Annotated in this window: 13 protein-coding genes; 7 read left to right on the plus strand and 6 right to left on the minus strand. The window is 59.5% G+C overall.

The genetic code is table 11. The features are described 5' to 3' along the window. Positions 1 to 31: 31 nt before the first annotated feature. Entirely contained in the window at positions 32 to 1,063 is a 1,032-nt protein-coding gene (locus IC235_RS06930; RefSeq protein ID WP_191004442.1) for an alpha/beta hydrolase, read from the plus strand. Continuing rightward, a complete protein-coding gene (locus tag IC235_RS06935; RefSeq protein ID WP_191004443.1) occupies positions 1,060 to 1,413 on the plus strand; it encodes an antibiotic biosynthesis monooxygenase family protein in 354 nt (117 codons plus the stop codon). Before IC235_RS06930 ends, IC235_RS06935 begins: the two co-directional genes overlap by 4 nt. Before the next feature lie 6 nt (positions 1,414 to 1,419). Here IC235_RS06935 and IC235_RS06940 read toward each other — a convergent pair whose 3' ends face one another. From IC235_RS06940 to rlmD, 3 genes are read right to left on the minus strand one after another with little or no spacing between them, the layout of a single operon-like run. Beyond that, positions 1,420 to 1,794, minus strand: coding sequence for a hypothetical protein (locus IC235_RS06940; RefSeq protein ID WP_191004444.1), 375 nt, complete (start codon positions 1,792 to 1,794; stop codon positions 1,420 to 1,422). After that, positions 1,795 to 2,367 (minus strand): hypothetical protein, encoded by a 573-nt coding sequence (locus tag IC235_RS06945; protein ID WP_191004445.1) that lies wholly within the window; start codon positions 2,365 to 2,367, stop codon positions 1,795 to 1,797. Positions 2,368 to 2,369: 2 nt separating this feature from the next. Beyond that, on the minus strand, positions 2,370 to 3,782 hold the full coding sequence (rlmD, locus tag IC235_RS06950; protein WP_191004446.1) for a 23S rRNA (uracil(1939)-C(5))-methyltransferase RlmD: 1,413 nt from the start codon (positions 3,780 to 3,782) through the stop codon (positions 2,370 to 2,372). A gap of 188 nt (positions 3,783 to 3,970) precedes the next feature. On the opposite strand from rlmD, the gene IC235_RS06955 reads away from it, so the two are divergent. Then, positions 3,971 to 4,780, plus strand: a complete 810-nt coding sequence (locus IC235_RS06955; protein WP_191004447.1) for an SDR family oxidoreductase — start codon at positions 3,971 to 3,973, stop codon at positions 4,778 to 4,780. Positions 4,781 to 5,057: 277 nt separating this feature from the next. On the opposite strand, the gene IC235_RS06960 is transcribed toward IC235_RS06955, so the two are convergent. Further along, the gene (locus IC235_RS06960) at positions 5,058 to 6,776 is read right to left on the minus strand and encodes a S8 family peptidase (protein ID WP_191004448.1); all 1,719 of its coding nucleotides are present in this window, start codon (positions 6,774 to 6,776) and stop codon (positions 5,058 to 5,060) included. A 220-nt stretch (positions 6,777 to 6,996) separates the two neighbouring features. Between IC235_RS06960 and IC235_RS06965 the strand changes: the two genes are divergently transcribed. Together IC235_RS06965 and IC235_RS06970 are read left to right on the plus strand one after the other, a co-directional pair. After that, positions 6,997 to 9,648, plus strand: a complete 2,652-nt coding sequence (locus tag IC235_RS06965) for a PIG-L family deacetylase (protein ID WP_191004449.1) — start codon at positions 6,997 to 6,999, stop codon at positions 9,646 to 9,648. A gap of 230 nt (positions 9,649 to 9,878) precedes the next feature. Then, positions 9,879 to 11,255: an aspartate kinase gene (locus IC235_RS06970; protein WP_191004450.1), complete on the plus strand. Its 1,377-nt coding sequence runs from the start codon at positions 9,879 to 9,881 to the stop codon at positions 11,253 to 11,255. 175 nt (positions 11,256 to 11,430) lie between these two features. Here the strand turns inward: IC235_RS06970 and IC235_RS06975 are convergent, their stop codons facing one another. Both IC235_RS06975 and IC235_RS06980 read right to left on the minus strand, forming a co-directional pair. Continuing rightward, the gene (locus IC235_RS06975) at positions 11,431 to 12,348 is read right to left on the minus strand and encodes a DUF2911 domain-containing protein (protein ID WP_191004451.1); all 918 of its coding nucleotides are present in this window, start codon (positions 12,346 to 12,348) and stop codon (positions 11,431 to 11,433) included. A 117-nt stretch (positions 12,349 to 12,465) separates the two neighbouring features. Continuing rightward, positions 12,466 to 13,137: an ExbD/TolR family protein gene (locus tag IC235_RS06980; protein WP_191004452.1), complete on the minus strand. Its 672-nt coding sequence runs from the start codon at positions 13,135 to 13,137 to the stop codon at positions 12,466 to 12,468. 536 nt (positions 13,138 to 13,673) lie between these two features. Between IC235_RS06980 and IC235_RS06985 the strand changes: the two genes are divergently transcribed. Together IC235_RS06985 and IC235_RS06990 are read left to right on the plus strand one after the other, a co-directional pair. Further along, positions 13,674 to 14,357, plus strand: coding sequence for a TetR/AcrR family transcriptional regulator (locus IC235_RS06985; RefSeq protein ID WP_191004453.1), 684 nt, complete (start codon positions 13,674 to 13,676; stop codon positions 14,355 to 14,357). Between the two features lie 53 nt (positions 14,358 to 14,410). Next, a complete protein-coding gene (locus IC235_RS06990) occupies positions 14,411 to 16,144 on the plus strand; it encodes a peptidase domain-containing ABC transporter (protein WP_191004454.1) in 1,734 nt (577 codons plus the stop codon). Positions 16,145 to 16,164: the final 20 nt, after the last annotated feature.

The raw sequence follows: 16,164 nt of genomic DNA on the forward strand, positions 1-16,164 counted from the left end.
AAACTTTGCGCTCGCACTCATTCCTGATAACATGTTCATTCGTTTCCGCTCCTACCTTTCTCTGTTGTTCTTATGGCTGGGGCCACTGCTGTCTGGCGCGGTCCCTCCAGACTTCGAGCGATTTCAAATCGACAGTCGACTGCCGGGCCTCCGCCTGTCGGTGCTGCATCTGCCGCCGGCCCGGGCCCGACAAACGGTGCCGGTCCTGTTTGTGCACGGAGCGTCGTTTCCCTCGGCCTTGTCGGCGGGCTTTCGCCTGGGTGGCACCTCCTGGATGGATGACCTGGCCGCCGTTGGCTATGACACCTATGCTCTTGATTTTCTCGGGTACGGCCACTCGGACCGCTACCCCCAAATGGCGCAGGCCGCCACCCAGGACCCGAGCTTCAGCACCGGCCGGCAGGTGGCGCAGGATCTAGACCGCGCCGTAGAAGCCATCTTGCGGCGCACCCGGGCCCGGCAGGTATACCTGGTGGGGCATTCCTGGGGCGCGACAGTGTGCGCCTACTACGCCAGCCAACACCCCGAAAGAATTAGTCGGCTGGTCTTGTTTGCGCCTTTTCCACCCACGCAATCAACGGTGAAAGAGGAGGAAGCGCCGGTCCCGCCACCGGCCTATCAGGATATGACGCCGGCGGAGCGGGTGGCCCAGTTCCGGGCGGGGGTGCCGGCCGGCGAAGCCCAGGTGCTGGCCCTGGAGCTGGCCTCGACCTGGCCGGTGGCGTGGTTGCAGAGCGACCCGACGGCGGCCACGCGCCGCTCGCCGACTGTCCGCTTCCCATCGGGGTGGGAAGTAGACCTGTTAGGGTGCGGGGCCGGCCAGTGCTACTACGACCCATCCCGCATTGCGGTGCCCACGCTGCTGATGCGCGGCGAATGGGACCAACTGCCCAGCGCCGAAGCGGCCGATGCCATGTTTCGCCGCCTGACCCGGGCGCCGGTCAAGCGGTACGTGGTCATTGGTCGGGCAACCCATGTGGCGCATTTGGAGAAGAGCCGCTTTGAACTGTACCAGGAGGTCCGTAGCTTTCTAGCGGAGCCCCTTAGGCTGCCGGCCCCATGATTGCCGTCATCTTCGAAGTCCTGCCCCATGCGGCGCACCAATCGGAATACCTGGACCTGGCGGCCGACTTGCGGCCGGTGCTGGAACAAATGCCGGGGTTTATCTCGATCGAGCGGTTTCAAAGCCTAAGCCAACCGGGTAAGCTGCTCTCCCTGTCTTTTTGGGAGCACGAGGACCACGTGCGCCAGTGGCGTAATCTGGAACTGCACCGTCATGCCCAAGCGCAAGGGCGCAACCAGGTTTTCGTGGATTATCGCTTGCGGGTGGCCCAAGTGTTGCGCGATTACGGCATGTTTGAGCGAAGAGAAGCGCCCGCCGACAGCCAGCAGGAAGTCACAAGGAAAGAGTGACGTGAGTTAATCTTCGGGATAAGGTACGAAGACGAATTTGGTGAATTGCTCATCGAGCACGAACAGGCAGCAAAACTCGTCGGCATCTTTGTAAGTGGCCCGGAAGCTTTCGATGCCTTCGACGCCCACAATGCCTTGCTGCACGAACAGTTCGAGGTAGCTGGCGAAGACGTGCCATTCTAAGTTTAGCTCGTCGGCATTCACCAGCAGGCCGCCCAAGGGTACTTCCTGCTTCGCAAACACGAAGATGGGGTACTCGCTGATGTCGCGCTTACGAATCTGAGCGGAGGCTTCGAGCAGGGTGTCAGAAACGGTAGCGAAGTCCTTGGTGATGGTGCCCAGGTATTTGCCGTTCAGCTCGGGGTCGTTGAAGTAATCCATTTAGTCTTGCCGCTGAATTTTTATGATACGAAGATTAATGTCAGGCTTTCTATAAAAACCAATTGCGGCGTTGTAAGTACCAGCTGGGCAACGCACCTCTACGGATTGGAAAAAATGAACGTCCTGTGGGCTCTGAGTGGATGGAAATAGCCAGAACCCATTGTTATAACAGGTGATAGAATGACCAGTGTCAGTGAAGAAAGAGTCAGACAATGTCTGTATTAATTCTTTGTAATCAGGCTCGTCTTCTTCAGGTAGGAAAAGCCATGTGAGAGCATATCCGCCATTGAATGTTTGGGAATCAACCCAATACATAGCCGGTATTTCATCACCAAAAATCAATGCCCGACCCGCACCAATTTTAATAACATTTACATATTCACCCGCTGCATCACAGGCTCGGTCGTAATCAACATGCGTACCTTCGGGGCCATTCAAATGAAATACAGCCTTGATTATTCTTCCGTCGCTAGGTTCATGAGTTCCTTCCCATTGACTAGCAAATTCTGCCGGACAGAGTAGAATTGGAACGCCGGAACTTTCAGCACAAATAATTTTTAAAGTTTCATTCATGTTTACTTCAGCTCCAGGGCCACCACGTTCTCCACGTGGTGGGTATGGGGGAACATGTCTACCGGCTGCACGCGGGTGACTTTATACGCGGCGTCGAGCATTTCCAGATCGCGGGCCTGGGTGGCGGGGTTGCAGCTGATGTAGACGATGCGGGGAGCGCGCAGCTCCAGCAGCCGGGCTACTACGTCGGGGTGCATGCCGGCGCGGGGCGGGTCGGTGATGAGAACGTCGGGGCGGCCGTGGCGAGCGGTGAACTCGGCGGTGAGGATGTCCTTCATGTCGCCGGCGTAGAACTCGGTGTTGGTGATGCCGTTGATTTCGGCGTTGACGTGGGCGTCGGCCACGGCTTGCGCCACGTACTCGACGCCAATGACTTTCCTCGCCCGGTGGGCCACGAAGCTGGCAATGGTGCCGGCACCCGTATACAGATCGTACACCAACTCGTCGCCCCGCAGGTCGGCGAACTCGCGGGCTACTTTATAGAGCTGGTGGGCGCCTTCGGAGTTGGTTTGGTAGAAGGACTTGGGGCCGATGCGGAAGCGCAGGCCTTCCATGGCTTCCTCGATATAGGGCTTGCCCCGGTAGGTGATGACGTCCAGGTCGTGGAAGGTTTCGTTGCCCTTGCTATTGAGCACATAGTTCAGCGACGTGATGCTGGGAAACTTGGCGTAGAGGGCGTCGAGCAGGGGCTCAATGGCTTCACTGGCGTGGTAGCATTGCAAAATCACCATCAGCTCGCCGGTGCTTTGGGCCGTGCGGATGATGAGGTTGCGAAGCAGGCCGGTTTGGCGCACGAGGTTGTTGAAAGCCAGCAGGTGCCGGTGAGCGTAGTCGCGGATAAACAGGCGGATTTCATTGCTGGGCTCGGGCTGCAGCCAGCAATGTTCCACGTCGATAATCTTATCGAAGCGGGCCGGCGTGTGGAAGCCCAGCACCTCGCGGTTGTACTGCCGGGTATCGTCGTTGATCTGCTCGGTGGTTAGCCAGCCGTTGTCGCTAAAGGTGTATTCGAGCTTGTTACGGTAGTAGGTGCGTTGCGGCGAGGCCAGGATAAACGGAATGGCGGGCAGCGCCACTTTGCCGATGCGGGTGAGCTGGTCGACCACCTGCTGCTGCTTGTAGTGCAGCTGGGCGTCGTAGGTGAGGTGCTGCCACTTACAGCCGCCGCAAACGCCGAAGTGCTGGCAAAACGGCGTGGTGCGCTGCTCCGAATAGGAGTGGAACTTCACCGGAACGGCTTCGAGGAAGCTCTTTTTGGCTTTGGTGACGCGCAAGTCCACGACGTCGCCCGGCGCGACTTGGGAAACAAAGATGACGAGGTTGTCGACGCGGACCAGGCACTTGCCTTCGGCCACCAGGTCCTGAATTTTGACGTTGCGAAGGGCCTCGACGGGGATATTTTTAGCTCTGCTCATAAGAGGAACAAAGGTAGAGCACAGATTTAACGGATTGGTGACGCATTTTCCGGGTTCCGTGCCGCCTGCTGATTAGGCCCTGGCAGCTCCACGGGCCCGGACTGAGCCAGGATCGCAGGCCCCGGCCGTAAGTTTGCGCCGCTATTCTACCGCTTTCTCACGGCTCAGGAGCCCCTATTTTTAAGGTTATGCCAACGTCAACAGTTCTTATTACGGGCGGCACTTCGGGCATTGGCCAGGCGTGCGCCCTGGTTTTTGGCCGCGCCGGCTACCAGGTGGCTTTTACTGGCCGCGACGAGGCTCGGCTAGCCGCCACCGCCGAGGCCCTGACGGCGGCGGGCGTGGCTAACCTGGCCATCCGGGCCGATGTGGGCGACGAAGAAGCGGCCGAGCGGGCCGTGCGCGAAGCCGTGGCCCGCTTCGGCGGCCTCGATGTGCTGATCAACAACGCCGGGATTTCCATGCGGGCCCGCTTTCAGGATGCTGAGCTTGAAGTCATCAAGCGGCTCATGCAAACCAATTTCTTCGGCACTGTTTTCACCACCAAGTTTGCCTTGCCGCACCTGATAGCGCGCAAGGGCAGCATCGTGGGCATCAGCAGCATTGCCGGCTACCGCGGCCTGCCGGGCCGCACCGGCTACTCGGCCTCGAAATTCGCTATGAACGGCTTTCTGGAAGCCCTGCGCACCGAGCTGCTCGACCAGGGCGTCAACGTCCTCACCGCCGCGCCGGGCTTCACGGCTTCCAATATCCGTCAGGTAGCGCTGGCCGCCGACGGCTCGCCTCAAGGGGAGTCGCCGCGCGACGAAGGTGCCATGATGAGCAGCGAAGCCGTGGCCGAGCAACTGCTCAAAGCCGTGCGGCAGCGCCAACGCACGCTGGTACTCACGGGGCAGGGAAAACTCACGGTGTTTCTGAATAAGTGGCTGCCGGGGCTGACGGATAAGCTGGTCCTGAACCACTTCCGAAAAGAGGAAAAGGGCGTTGTAGTAGGGTAACCTGCCCCTGGTACCCAGTGCGGCGGCGGAGAAAAGCTCTGGTAGCCTGTAAATTCACCAATAGCTCAATAAAAAGGCCCGCAATCGCGGGCCTTTTTATTGAGCTAGAGCAGTTCTCCCATAGGAATTAAAAATGAAGAATGAAGAATTAAAAATTGGCTGGTCAAATTTTTAATTCTTCATTCTTAATTCCTAAAAAACGGTACCCTGACTTGAGAATCGTTCTAAGTGAGGAGTCTCGCCGGTTTTATGCATCAAGCAAGTCAGATACCAGAGGTTATAGCGAAGCTTTTTGCGCCAGCTTGACGGCTTCGTATAAATTCACGACGCCGCCTGTGACGGAGAGGGTAGAAAAATCGGCTAGCTTATTGGTGCCGGGCACCCGCACCTTGGTGTGGTGCACCTGAGCTGATTGCATGATGATGCGCTTTAGGTCGGTGGCCGACAGCTTGGGGAAGTACGCCTTAAGAACCGCCGCTATGCCCGCCGTGACGGGCGAGGCCATGCTAGTACCGTTCTCGTTGCCGAAGGTGCTACCGGGCAAGGTACTGAAAATGGACACGCCGGGCGCGAACACGTCGACCGCTTTTTTGCTGTAGTTGGAGAAGTCAGCGGGCAGCTCGGCGTTGTCGCGGGGGCCGGACGCGCCCACGGTGAGCAGGTTGGGCACGGGGGTTTTGTTGATGTAAAACGAGGCCGGGTAGTTGTCGAACAAGTCGAGGTTGTTGTTTTCGTTGCCGGCAGCGTGTACCAGGAGCACGTTTTTGCTGGCGGCGTACTTGTAGGCCGCTTCCACGGCCTGGCGCTGGGGCGAGAACTCCTTGCCAAAGCTCATGTTGATGATCTGGGCCCCGTTATCGACCGCGTAGCGGATGGCGTTGGCCACGTCCTTATCGCGCTCGTCGCCATCGGGCACGGCCCGCACCGTCATGATGCGCACGGTGCTGGGCGCCAGGCCCTGCACGCCCAGCTGGTTGTCGCGCACGGCCGCGATGATACCCGAGACGTGGGTGCCGTGCAGCGGGTCGGGCCCGTGCAGGTCGTTGTTGCCGTAGTAGCGCTCGGTCAGGTCGTTGGGATTATCCTTTACGATGTCGGCGCGCGGGTTAAATTTCAGGTTGAGCGAGTTGTCGAGCAGGGTGCGCTCTTGCTTGGCGCCATCGGCCAGTTGCTTGAGCAGCGCATCGGTGTCGGCCGCCCCGGTCTGGCGCATCATTTCGAGCATGCCGGCCGCGGCGCGGCGCAGATTGGGGTCGTCGGTTTTTACGTTGTGCAGGGTGGTCGTATCCAGCGTCGAGACCCCCAGGGCCTGCTTCATGTTGTCGACCATGGTGGTGAGCGGGCCAGTCATGCTTTCCACCTGCTGGTTGCGCGAAGTTTCTTCCTTGAGGCGCCCGGCATAGACTTTTTCCGCTTTTTGATAGAGAGCAAAGTCCGCCTTTTCGGTCGGCTTGACGGTGGCGGCGGTTTTGCCTTTGAAGCGGGTGCGGCCCGCGGCCACGATGCGGGTCACTTCCAGCGTTTCGGCATTGACGTTGCGGCCGTCGGGGCCCCCGAGGAAGTTCCAGCCGTGCACATCGTCGACGTAGCCGTTCTTGTCGTCGTCAATCTTGTTGCCGGGAATTTCTTTGGGGTTGGTCCACAGCACGGATTTGAGGTCGACATGGGCCGTGTCGATGCCCGAGTCAATAACGGCTACCACGACGGGCTGGGGCGTCAGGTTCTTCAGGAGCTCGGTGTAGGAGCGGGTGACGCCCACGCCCGGCACGTTGTCGAGTTCGGGGTCTTTCAAATACCACTGCGAAGAGCTGAGGTCGCCAATAGACGGTTGAGCGGGCTTGACTTTGGGCGCCGGGGCCGACCTTGGGGTCGGAGCCGGAGCACTCACGGCAGTGGTGGCCACGGGCGAGCTGGCTTGGGGCCGGCGGGCGCAGGCCGAGAGCAGCGTGGCGGCTAGGAGTACCGGTAGGGGTACGCGAGATAGGGCAAGGTTCATAAAGGAATAAGATAAAAAGCCGAAAAAAGGCGGCGCGGTAACAAAGAAAGGGCGTTCGGCCCACTAACGTAGCATTGGGGTAAAGACGTGCCCGGCGCCAGCCTTGTTGCATACGGTCGATCTGGCCGCTGTTGTTGGGGTGCGCGTCCGGATCCACGGCCCATCCGGCCAGCGGGTGCCATCCGGTAACTTCGCGGCTTCAATTCCGGTTTCTTCGCTCATGCGCTCATCGTTCCGCTTCCTGACCCTCGTGGCATTGCTCACGGTTTCCTGCTCCCTGCTCCCCGAAACCCGAGCGCAAACCCCCAAAGCTTACTCTTCCTCGGAAATATTGCTGGGCCTGAAAAAGCTCAACATACTGGGCTCGGTGCTATACATTGCCGCCCACCCCGACGACGAAAACACCCGCCTCATCGCCTACCTGGCCAACGAGCGCCTGCTAGAAACCGGCTACCTGAGCTGCACCCGCGGCGACGGCGGCCAGAACCTCATCGGCCCCGAGCTGCGCGAGGGCCTCGGCGTCATCCGCACCCAGGAGCTGCTCGCGGCCCGGCGCCTCGATGGCGGCCGGCAGTTTTTCACCCGGGCCAACGACTTCGGCTTCTCGAAAACGGCCGCCGAAACCTTCACCATCTGGGATAAGGAGCAGGTGCTGGCCGACATGGTTTGGGTTATCCGCCAGCGCCGGCCCGACGTGCTCATCACCCGCTTCCCACCCGACCCGCGCGCCGGCCACGGCCACCACCAGGCCAGCGCCATCCTCGCCGCCGAAGCCTTCGAGGCCGCCGGCGACCCCAAGCGCTTCCCCGAGCAGCTCAAATACGTGCAGCCCTGGCAGCCCAAGCGTCTGTTCTGGAACACTGGCAGCTTCTTTGTGAAGCCCGGCGAAAACATGGAGGGCTACCTCAAACTCGACGCCGGCGGCTACAACCCCCTGCTGGGCCAGAGCTACGGCGAAATCGCGGCCCGCAGCCGCTCCAACCACCGCAGCCAGGGCTTCGGCTCAGCCGCCACGCGCGGCGAGGCGCTGGAGTATTTCCAGCCCGTGAAAGGCGACAAGGCCACCAAAGACCTATTCGAAGGCGTGGACCAGACCTGGAACCGGGTGCCCGGCGGCGCGGCCGTGGGCCAGCTGATTGAGGAAGTAATTCAGAAGTATGATGCGAGCAACCCAAGCGCCAGCGTGGCGGGGCTGCTGAAGGTGCGGGAGCAACTTCTGAAGTTGAACGGGAGGTTCAAAATGCTAACTGTTGATAACCCACAGATAGAGGCACCCGCTTACGCTACGACGCAATTTTGGACAAAAGCCAAATTGAGAGTAGTGGACCAATTAATTCAATCTTGCATAGGTGTTTACTTCGAAGCAACAGCGGATGAGTCGAGTGTGTCAACAGGCCAGGCTATTAAAATCAACTTGCAAGTTCTAAACCCATCCAATGTTAATGCTAGCTATCGGGTTGTTGCTTTTGATTCAAGCACTTCTTGGGGAAGCAAAGAAGGGGGGCAACTGATTAAGCTGGCAAGTGGTAAACTGAATGCTCAGAAATTGGATTTTAAAATTCCTTCAGGATTGAGCTTGACTCAACCTTATTGGCTCACTGGTCCTGCTACAATTGGTATGTACAGGATTGATGAAAAGGGCATAAATACAACAAGGATGATGGGAACCCCTGGGCACGATGTCTCGAATTTAATGCTCGATGAATTGGTTGGTCTGCCCGAAAATCCTCACGCTATTACAGTTCCTTTCCAGCTTTTAATTCAATTGGCTAGTAATAAGGAAAGCCAAAAAATGTCGTTTGCCATTCCCGTCCAATACAAGCACACCGACCCCGTACTCGGCGAGTTCTACCAACCCTTGGCCGTGGTACCGCCCGTGATGGTGAACCTGCCACCCGCCCGCTCCTACGTCTTCGCCGATGCTCAGCCCAAAACGGTGCCCGTCACCCTGCGAGCCGGGCGCGCCGGGGTGAGCGGCAACCTGGTGCTGGCCCTGCCCGCCGGCTGGAAGAGCGAGCCCGCCAGCGAGCCCTTCAACCTCGCCGCCAAAGACCAGGAGCTGACCGTGAACTTCCAGGTGCAGCCCAGTGCCGGCGCCGCGGCCGGCCGCGCCGAGCTACGCGCCACCGCCACCGTGGACGGGCAGACCTACGGCCGCGGCATCCAGAAAATTGAGTACCCGCACATCCCCACCCAGTTTCTGTTCCCCGAGGCCGTGGCCCCGCTGGTGAAGCTCGACCTGAAGCGCCGTGGTCAGAACGTGGCCTACCTCATGGGCGCCGGCGACGAGGTGCCCGACGCCCTGCGCCAAATCGGCTACTCCGTGACCCTGCTCAAGCCCGAGGACCTCAGCGCCGCCCGCCTCAGGCAGTTCGATGCCCTGGTGGTCGGCATCCGCGCCTACAACACCGTGGACCGGCTCAAAGCCCAGCAGCCCGAAATCCTGCAATACATCGAAGGCGGTGGCAACGTTATCGTGCAGTACGTGGTGAGCCGCGGCACCGTGCTGCCGCAAATCGGCCCCTACCCATTCACGCTGAGCAACGACCGCGTGGCGGTGGAGGATGCCCCGGTTACCTTCCTCAAGCCCCAGCACCCGCTGCTGAACCAGCCCAACAAAATCACCGAGCAGGACTTCCGGGGCTGGGTGCAGGAGCAGGGCCTGTACTACCCCTCGCAGTGGGACCCCAAGTACCAGACCATTATTTCAAGCCACGACCCAGAGGAAACCGCCAAGGAAAGCGCCATCCTGGTGGCGGACTACGGAAAAGGACACTACATCTACACCGGGCTATCTTTCTTCCGGGAGCTGCCCGCGGGAGTGCCAGGGGCGTACCGGCTGATTGCTAATATGATATCCTATGGGAAGTAGTGGCCTCACGGGACCCCTCCGGGGCCGGCCCCCTCTCCGGGAGAGAGGGGGAGCCACGGCGGCGTTTTTCCTTATATTGCGCTTTTGCCTTGTGGGTCATTTGGATGAACAATCCAAATGACCTATTTCTAGATAATACTCTTTGATAAACAGCGCTTCGTCCGCGCCGCCGTGGCTCCCCCTCTCCCCCGGAGAGGGGGGCGGGGGGTGAGGCCCTCCAGAACAACCACGTGCTTACAGTAGAAAAAATCGGCGGTACCTCCATGGCCGCTTTCGGCGATGTGCTCGCCAACATCATTTTCCATAAGCGCCAGGGGGCGGCCTTGTACAACCGCATTTTCGTGGTTTCAGCCTACGCCAACGTCACCAACTGGCTGCTCGAAAACAAAAAAACCGGGGCTCCGGGCGTTTACCACCACATCACCCAGCACCAGGAGTTCCGGCAGGCGCTGCACGACGTGGCCATCAAGCTGCAAGCGCTGAACAAATCGTACGAGCCCCTGGGCCTCGATCTGGCCGTGGCCGACGCGGCCATCCAGCGGCGCATCAACCAGGCCCAAACCTACCTCGAAAGCCTCACCAACGTGCTGGCCTCGGGCTACGTCAACAGCGCCCACATCCTGCAGGCGGCCCGCGAAATCCTGGCTTCCATCGGGGAGGCGCACTCGGCCTTTAATTCGGTGAACATCCTGCAAAACCGGGGGGTGAATGCTACCCTGATCGACCTCAGCGGGTTCGACGACGTGCGGGCGCTGACCATCGACGAGCGCATTCAGCAGGCTTTCGCCGACATCGACTTCGCCAGTACCATCTGCGTGGCCACCGGTTACACCAAGGGTACTGAGGGCATCATGCGCGAGTTCGACCGGGGCTATTCGGAAGTTACCTTCAGCAAGATTGCCGTGGCCGTGCGGCCGCAGGAGGCCATTATTCACAAGGAATACCACCTCTGCTCCGCCGACCCGCAGCTGGTGGGCCTCGCGAATTGCCGGCCGGTAGGCTTCACCAACTACGACGTGGCCGACCAGCTCGCCGACGTCGGTATGGAGGCCATCCACCCCAAAGCCTCGAAACCCCTCGAAATTAAGGCCATCGACCTGCGCATTAAAAATACCTTCGAGCCCGACCACCCCGGCACGCTCATCACCCGCGACTTCGTCTCACCCCGTAAGCACGTCGAAGTCATCACCGGTACCGATAAAGTGGTGATAATCGACATCCACGACCCGCTGATGGTGGGTACGGCCGGCTTCGACCTGCGCCTCATGCAGGTGTTCTACGAGCTCGACGTGAGCTACATCTTCAAGGCCACCAGCGCCAACAGCATCACCCTGCTCATCGGGCAGAAAGACCTCAAACCAGCGCTGCTGGCTACCCTCAACGCTAATTACGAGAAGGTTACCATCGAAGACGCGGCCCTGGTCTGCCTCATCGGCTCCAACATCGACGAGCCCGGCCTACTGGCCCGCGCCGCCGGGGCCCTGGCCGAAGCCGGCGTTAACATCCGCAGCGCGGGGGTTGCCCTGCGCAAGGTGAACATTCAGTTTGTCGTGGGCCGCGAAGAGTACCAGACCGCCATTGTAGCCCTGAACGCAGCGCTGGGCTAACCCGGCGTGATTTCGGCGCGTACCAGTGGCCCCACGCCCGTTGCGCGCAGTCAACAAGGAAGCTTGCCAGTGGATTAACGCAAAGGAAGAAGCCACTGCAGCTACGCAGTGGCTTCTTCCTTTTTTTGGTGTCTGGTATTAAGTAGCCAGCAGGGGCACGGGCGGCTCAGGCCCCTTACTTGCCCTTTTTCTTTACTTCCGCCAGCAAGTCCTCGTTCATTTTCACGTACTCGCCATTGGGCGGCGTAGCTGCCAGCGCGGCCTTCTTCGATGCTTCGGCGGCCTTGGCGGCCCCGGCGTAGTCCTTCATCTTGAGGCGGATTTTGGCTTCCGTGTGCAAGTTCCAGAACTTGGCGTCGCTGGCGTTGGCTTTTTCCATCCACGCTAGCGCTTGCTTAGGGTCCTTGTTGTTGTCGTAGTAATACACGGCGGCCGCGGCCAGGTCGGCCGGGGTGGGGGCGGCGTTCTTGATGATTTTCTCGTCAATCTGCGCCATTACCTTGGCGTCTACATCCGCCGTAATCTTGAACTTGACCCCGGTCACTTCCCACTCCATGGCCACGTTGGCGGTGGCGGGGGTGAGGTCGGTGAAGTCGATGGTAAAGGTCTCGACCTTGCCCAGATCCTTCGTCGGAGCATTGGGGCCAATGTAGCCGGGCAGCTGATAGGGCTTGATGGTAAAGCGCGCCACGTCCTGGTCGTCCTTGAAGCCGTCGACATCGGCGCCCTGCTTGGTGCTCTTGTTGAGTACCACGAGCCACTCGGCTTTATTGGGGATGGTATAGATGCCGTACTCGCCGGCTGGCACCTTCTTGCCCTCAACGGTTACATCGTCCGAAAACTTGATGGTGGTGGTGGCATTAGCGCCCGTGCGCCAGCGCTTGCCAAACGGCACCACCTGGCCAAATATTTTCCGGCCCTTCACGCTGGGCCGCGAATACACGATGGTGACGTCGGTCAGGCCCACACGCTGCGTCACGGTGCTTTTGGGGCTGGGCTGGGGGGTGACGATTTGGGCCTGCGCCGCTGGAGCCGCCAGTAACGTAGCGGCCGTAGCCAGGGTAGCGGAGAAATTCAGCAAATGCTTGCTCATCAGTAAGGGAAGAAATTTGTAGGGTAATTGTGGCCCTAAAAATACGAAGCCCCCGCCAAGGACGCGGGTTTTAGGAGAAAATCAATAGATAGTAGTCTCTAGTATATTCCCCGCCCGCTAGCTGCTGCGAACCATTAAAATGGGATGACGGATGCCTTTATTGCGAAGCAGCGTAAGGAAATGCATTACCAACCCGGTCCTCACTTCCGTATCAAATCTGAGGAAAAAAAGAAGCCGTTTATTGGAACATTCAGCCGATTTTTGAGCGGCGGCAATACATTCCAGTAATTGCTCCTGAGGAAGCGTATTGACGGTGCCAAGCCGAGCTAGTTGCCTGCGCTGGTACGGCGGCAGCTTCAGGAAACCGGAAATCTGCTCCACTTTAGTGGCTAAGAAAGGCAAAGTCGCTAATGCCGCTGCTTCCGAAGCCGTAAATGTGATTCCGTGTGAGGCAGCAACTTTTTCGATGACCCCAGCCTGGGTGAGTGCCCCAGGTTGTGAACTACTATCGTAGGAGATAACGGCAAGCGAAAACTGGTTCTTAGGATTGCAGCTGATGACCAAACTATTCGTGCAGCCCAGCGCAATGCCTTTAGTGCACGTAGCCCCCGGGCTTAATGGCAGCGCTTCATCCGATACTATTCCTATTTCAGGCGACTTTATTCGGCTGGTGAGCAGAAAAAAGCAGACTACCAAAAAAAATATCCCCGCGAACGGCGCCATGTCCGGCAGCGCAATGCTTCGTTTTTCATTCCGGCCAAAAGTTACTCGCGCTTGGGTCGAAGACATATTTTTCAGCTAGTTATGGTTGTCAATTCGCCAGAGCTAACGAGCCAACAGCCGTAATCGTGTAAATGCCTGCTCCTGCTAGGGGGTGTTTACAATTGAAGTGGTGCTTCGAAGAATGAGCTAAAGACGGGAGCTTATCGACGGGTGGGCTTTTGCCTTTGGCCCTCGTGCCGGGAACGTTCGCCCGGCACGAGAACCAAAGGCTCGGGCTCGTTGCTGAAAGCTGCGCTCTGGCGGGCGTGCTGCGGGGCTTGGCCTCGGGTGCTGGTCCAGGGGCCGAAGGCCGCCGACTTGCCCCAACTGCTGGTTATTCAACCACTCATCCGTCAATAAACCAGAGGCTTCGTTTAGCCTTCAAAGTCTGCTCTCAGCTGTAAGCATCCTCGTTGGCTCTGTTATCGGCAAAGCTTTGCGAGCTATACTCCAGAAAATGCGAACCCAGCTTTTATTTTTGATAGTAAAACTATCAAACAAGAAAGTGGTTGTATATTTGCTTCGCGAACAGCAGTTGTGTCGCCGTTAATCTCGCATTCTCTATGGACTCGGCTCCGAACACTTCCTTGCGCATCGAGCTCAATGACAAAATATTCCTGCGCGACCCGCAGGCCACCGACCTGGGCCGCCGCCTGGTGGCCGAAAGCGTGCTGCTCATCGACGAAATGGGGTTCGAGCATTTTACGTTTAAAAAGCTGGCTCAGCGGCTCAACTCCACCGAGGCTTCGCTGTATCGCTACTTCGAGAACAAGCACCGGCTGCTGGTTTATCTGGTATCGTGGTACTGGGCCTGGCTCCGCTACCAGATTCGGTTTCATACCCACAACGTGCCCGACGCCCGCGAGCGCCTGCGCCTGGTGCTGCGCATTCTCACCCACGCCCACTACGACGACCCCTCGACGCCCCAGCTCGACGAAGCCGCGCTGTACCGCATCGTCGTCAACGAAGCCTCCAAGGCTTACCTGACCAAGGAAGTAGACCACGACGATCAGGCCGGCCTTTTCCGCGAATACAAAGCCCTGGCCGCGAGCATTGTCGCAGTGGTTCAAGGTATTAACCCCACTTACCCTTACCCGCACGCGCTGGTGAGCACCTTGCTGGAAGCGGCCCGCAAGCAGTTGTTTTTTGCGCAACACCTGCCTTCCCTCACCGATACGCCCACGATGGCGGTCGAGGACGCTTTGTATGGTTTCCTTGAACATCTCGCCTTCTCTACCCTCGGCTAAGCTGAATTTTCCAGGACCTCAACCCCCGGGTTAAGCCCGGCTTATTTATCATCATGGCTACTGCTTCCGTTTCTTCGCTTACTCCCGGCCAACGCCTGTGGCGCCTGCTCGGCGCCGAGCGGCGCGACATTGGCTACCTATATGTGTACGCCGCCTTCACGGGGCTGATCAGCCTTACCCTGCCCCTGGGCGTGCAGTCGGTAATTGGCTTTGTCAGTAGCGGGGCCGTCAGTACCTCGCTGATCGTGCTCATTGGCTTTATCGTGGTGGGCACCCTGCTGGTAGGGGCTTTGCAGGTGATGCAGGTCTACCTGGTGGAATTTATGCAGCAGCGCCTGTTTGCGCGGGTGGCCCTGGATTTTGCCGTGCGCCTGCCCCGCGTGCGCACCGAATCGCTGGACGGGCAGTACCTGCCGGAGCTGATGAACCGCCTGCTCGACACGCCCACGCTCCAGAAAGGGCTGGCCACTCTCCTGATGGAGATTTCGGCGGCGGTACTGCAAATTCTATTCGGACTGCTGCTGCTCTCCTTTTACCACCCGGTCTTCATCGCCTTTGGCCTGCTGCTGCTGGCCCTGCTCGCCCTGATGATTCGCGTGACCGGCCCCAAGGGCCTCAGCACCAGCCTCACCGAGTCGAAATATAAATACCGCGTGGTAGCCTGGCTCGAAGATGTGGCTCGCACCGTGCACACCTTTCGCCACCCACCCCGGCAGGAAATGGCCCTGCGCCGTACCGACACGCTCGTGGACGGTTACCTGGTGGCGCGCCAAAGCCACTTCCGGGTGTTGCTAACGCAGTATTGGGGCTTCGTGGCCTTCAAAACCCTGATTACGGCGGCGCTGCTCACCATCGGGTGCTGGCTGCTGCTCAGCAAGCAAATCAACATCGGCCAGTTCGTAGCCGCTGAAATCGTTATCATTCTCACCATCAATGCCGTGGAAAAGGTGTTGCTGAAGCTTGATGTGGTATACGACGCGCTGACCTCGCTCGATAAAATCGGCCACGTCCTGGATCTGCCCCTGGTAGGCGAGTGCCCCGCGACCGGCCTGGCGCTGGGACTGACGAGCGCGGGCTTAAATGTCGAGCTGCGGCACCTGAGCTATACCTATCCCGGAGGCAAAAAGCCCGCCGTACAGAACCTGGACCTAGTTATTCGGGCGGGAGAGCACGTGGGCCTGACCGGGTTCGATGGGTCGGGCAAAACGTCGTTGCTCCGCGTGCTGGCCGGCTTGCTTGAAGGCTACACCGGGCTGGTAGCCTACGACAGCCTGGCCATGCAAGACCTGACCGCTGATGCCTTGGGGCGGTCCGTGGGAGACAACATTGCCCACCAGGGCTTGTTTGAAGGCACGCTGCTGCAAAACCTGACCCTGGAACAGTCCGACATCTCGACCGACGACGTGGCCTGGGCCCTGGAGCTGGTGGGCCTGCGCGACGAGGTATACACTCGCCCGCAGGGGCTCAGTACCCCCCTGGGTATCGGCGTGCCACTGACCGACAGCACCCGGCAAAAGCTGCTGCTGGCCCGCGCCCTGGTGCGGCGCCCGCGCCTGCTGCTGCTCGACGGCTTCCTGCCCGGCGTGGAGCCCGCCGAGCGCCAGCGGGTGCTGAGCCGGGTGCTGGCCCCCGCCCACCCGTGGACCGTGCTGCTGGCTTCCGGCGACCCGCGGGTGCTGGCCTTGTGCCCGCGCCTGCTGGTGCTGCGTCAGGGCCAGCTCGTGGCCGATGGCGCGCACGCCGACGTGTTGCGGCAGCCGGAGCTGCGCCCGCTTCTGGCCGAATAAGCGACCCCAATGAATAGCCA

This window comes from Hymenobacter montanus (assembly GCF_014699115.1).
Lineage (GTDB): Bacteria > Bacteroidota > Bacteroidia > Cytophagales > Hymenobacteraceae > Hymenobacter > Hymenobacter montanus.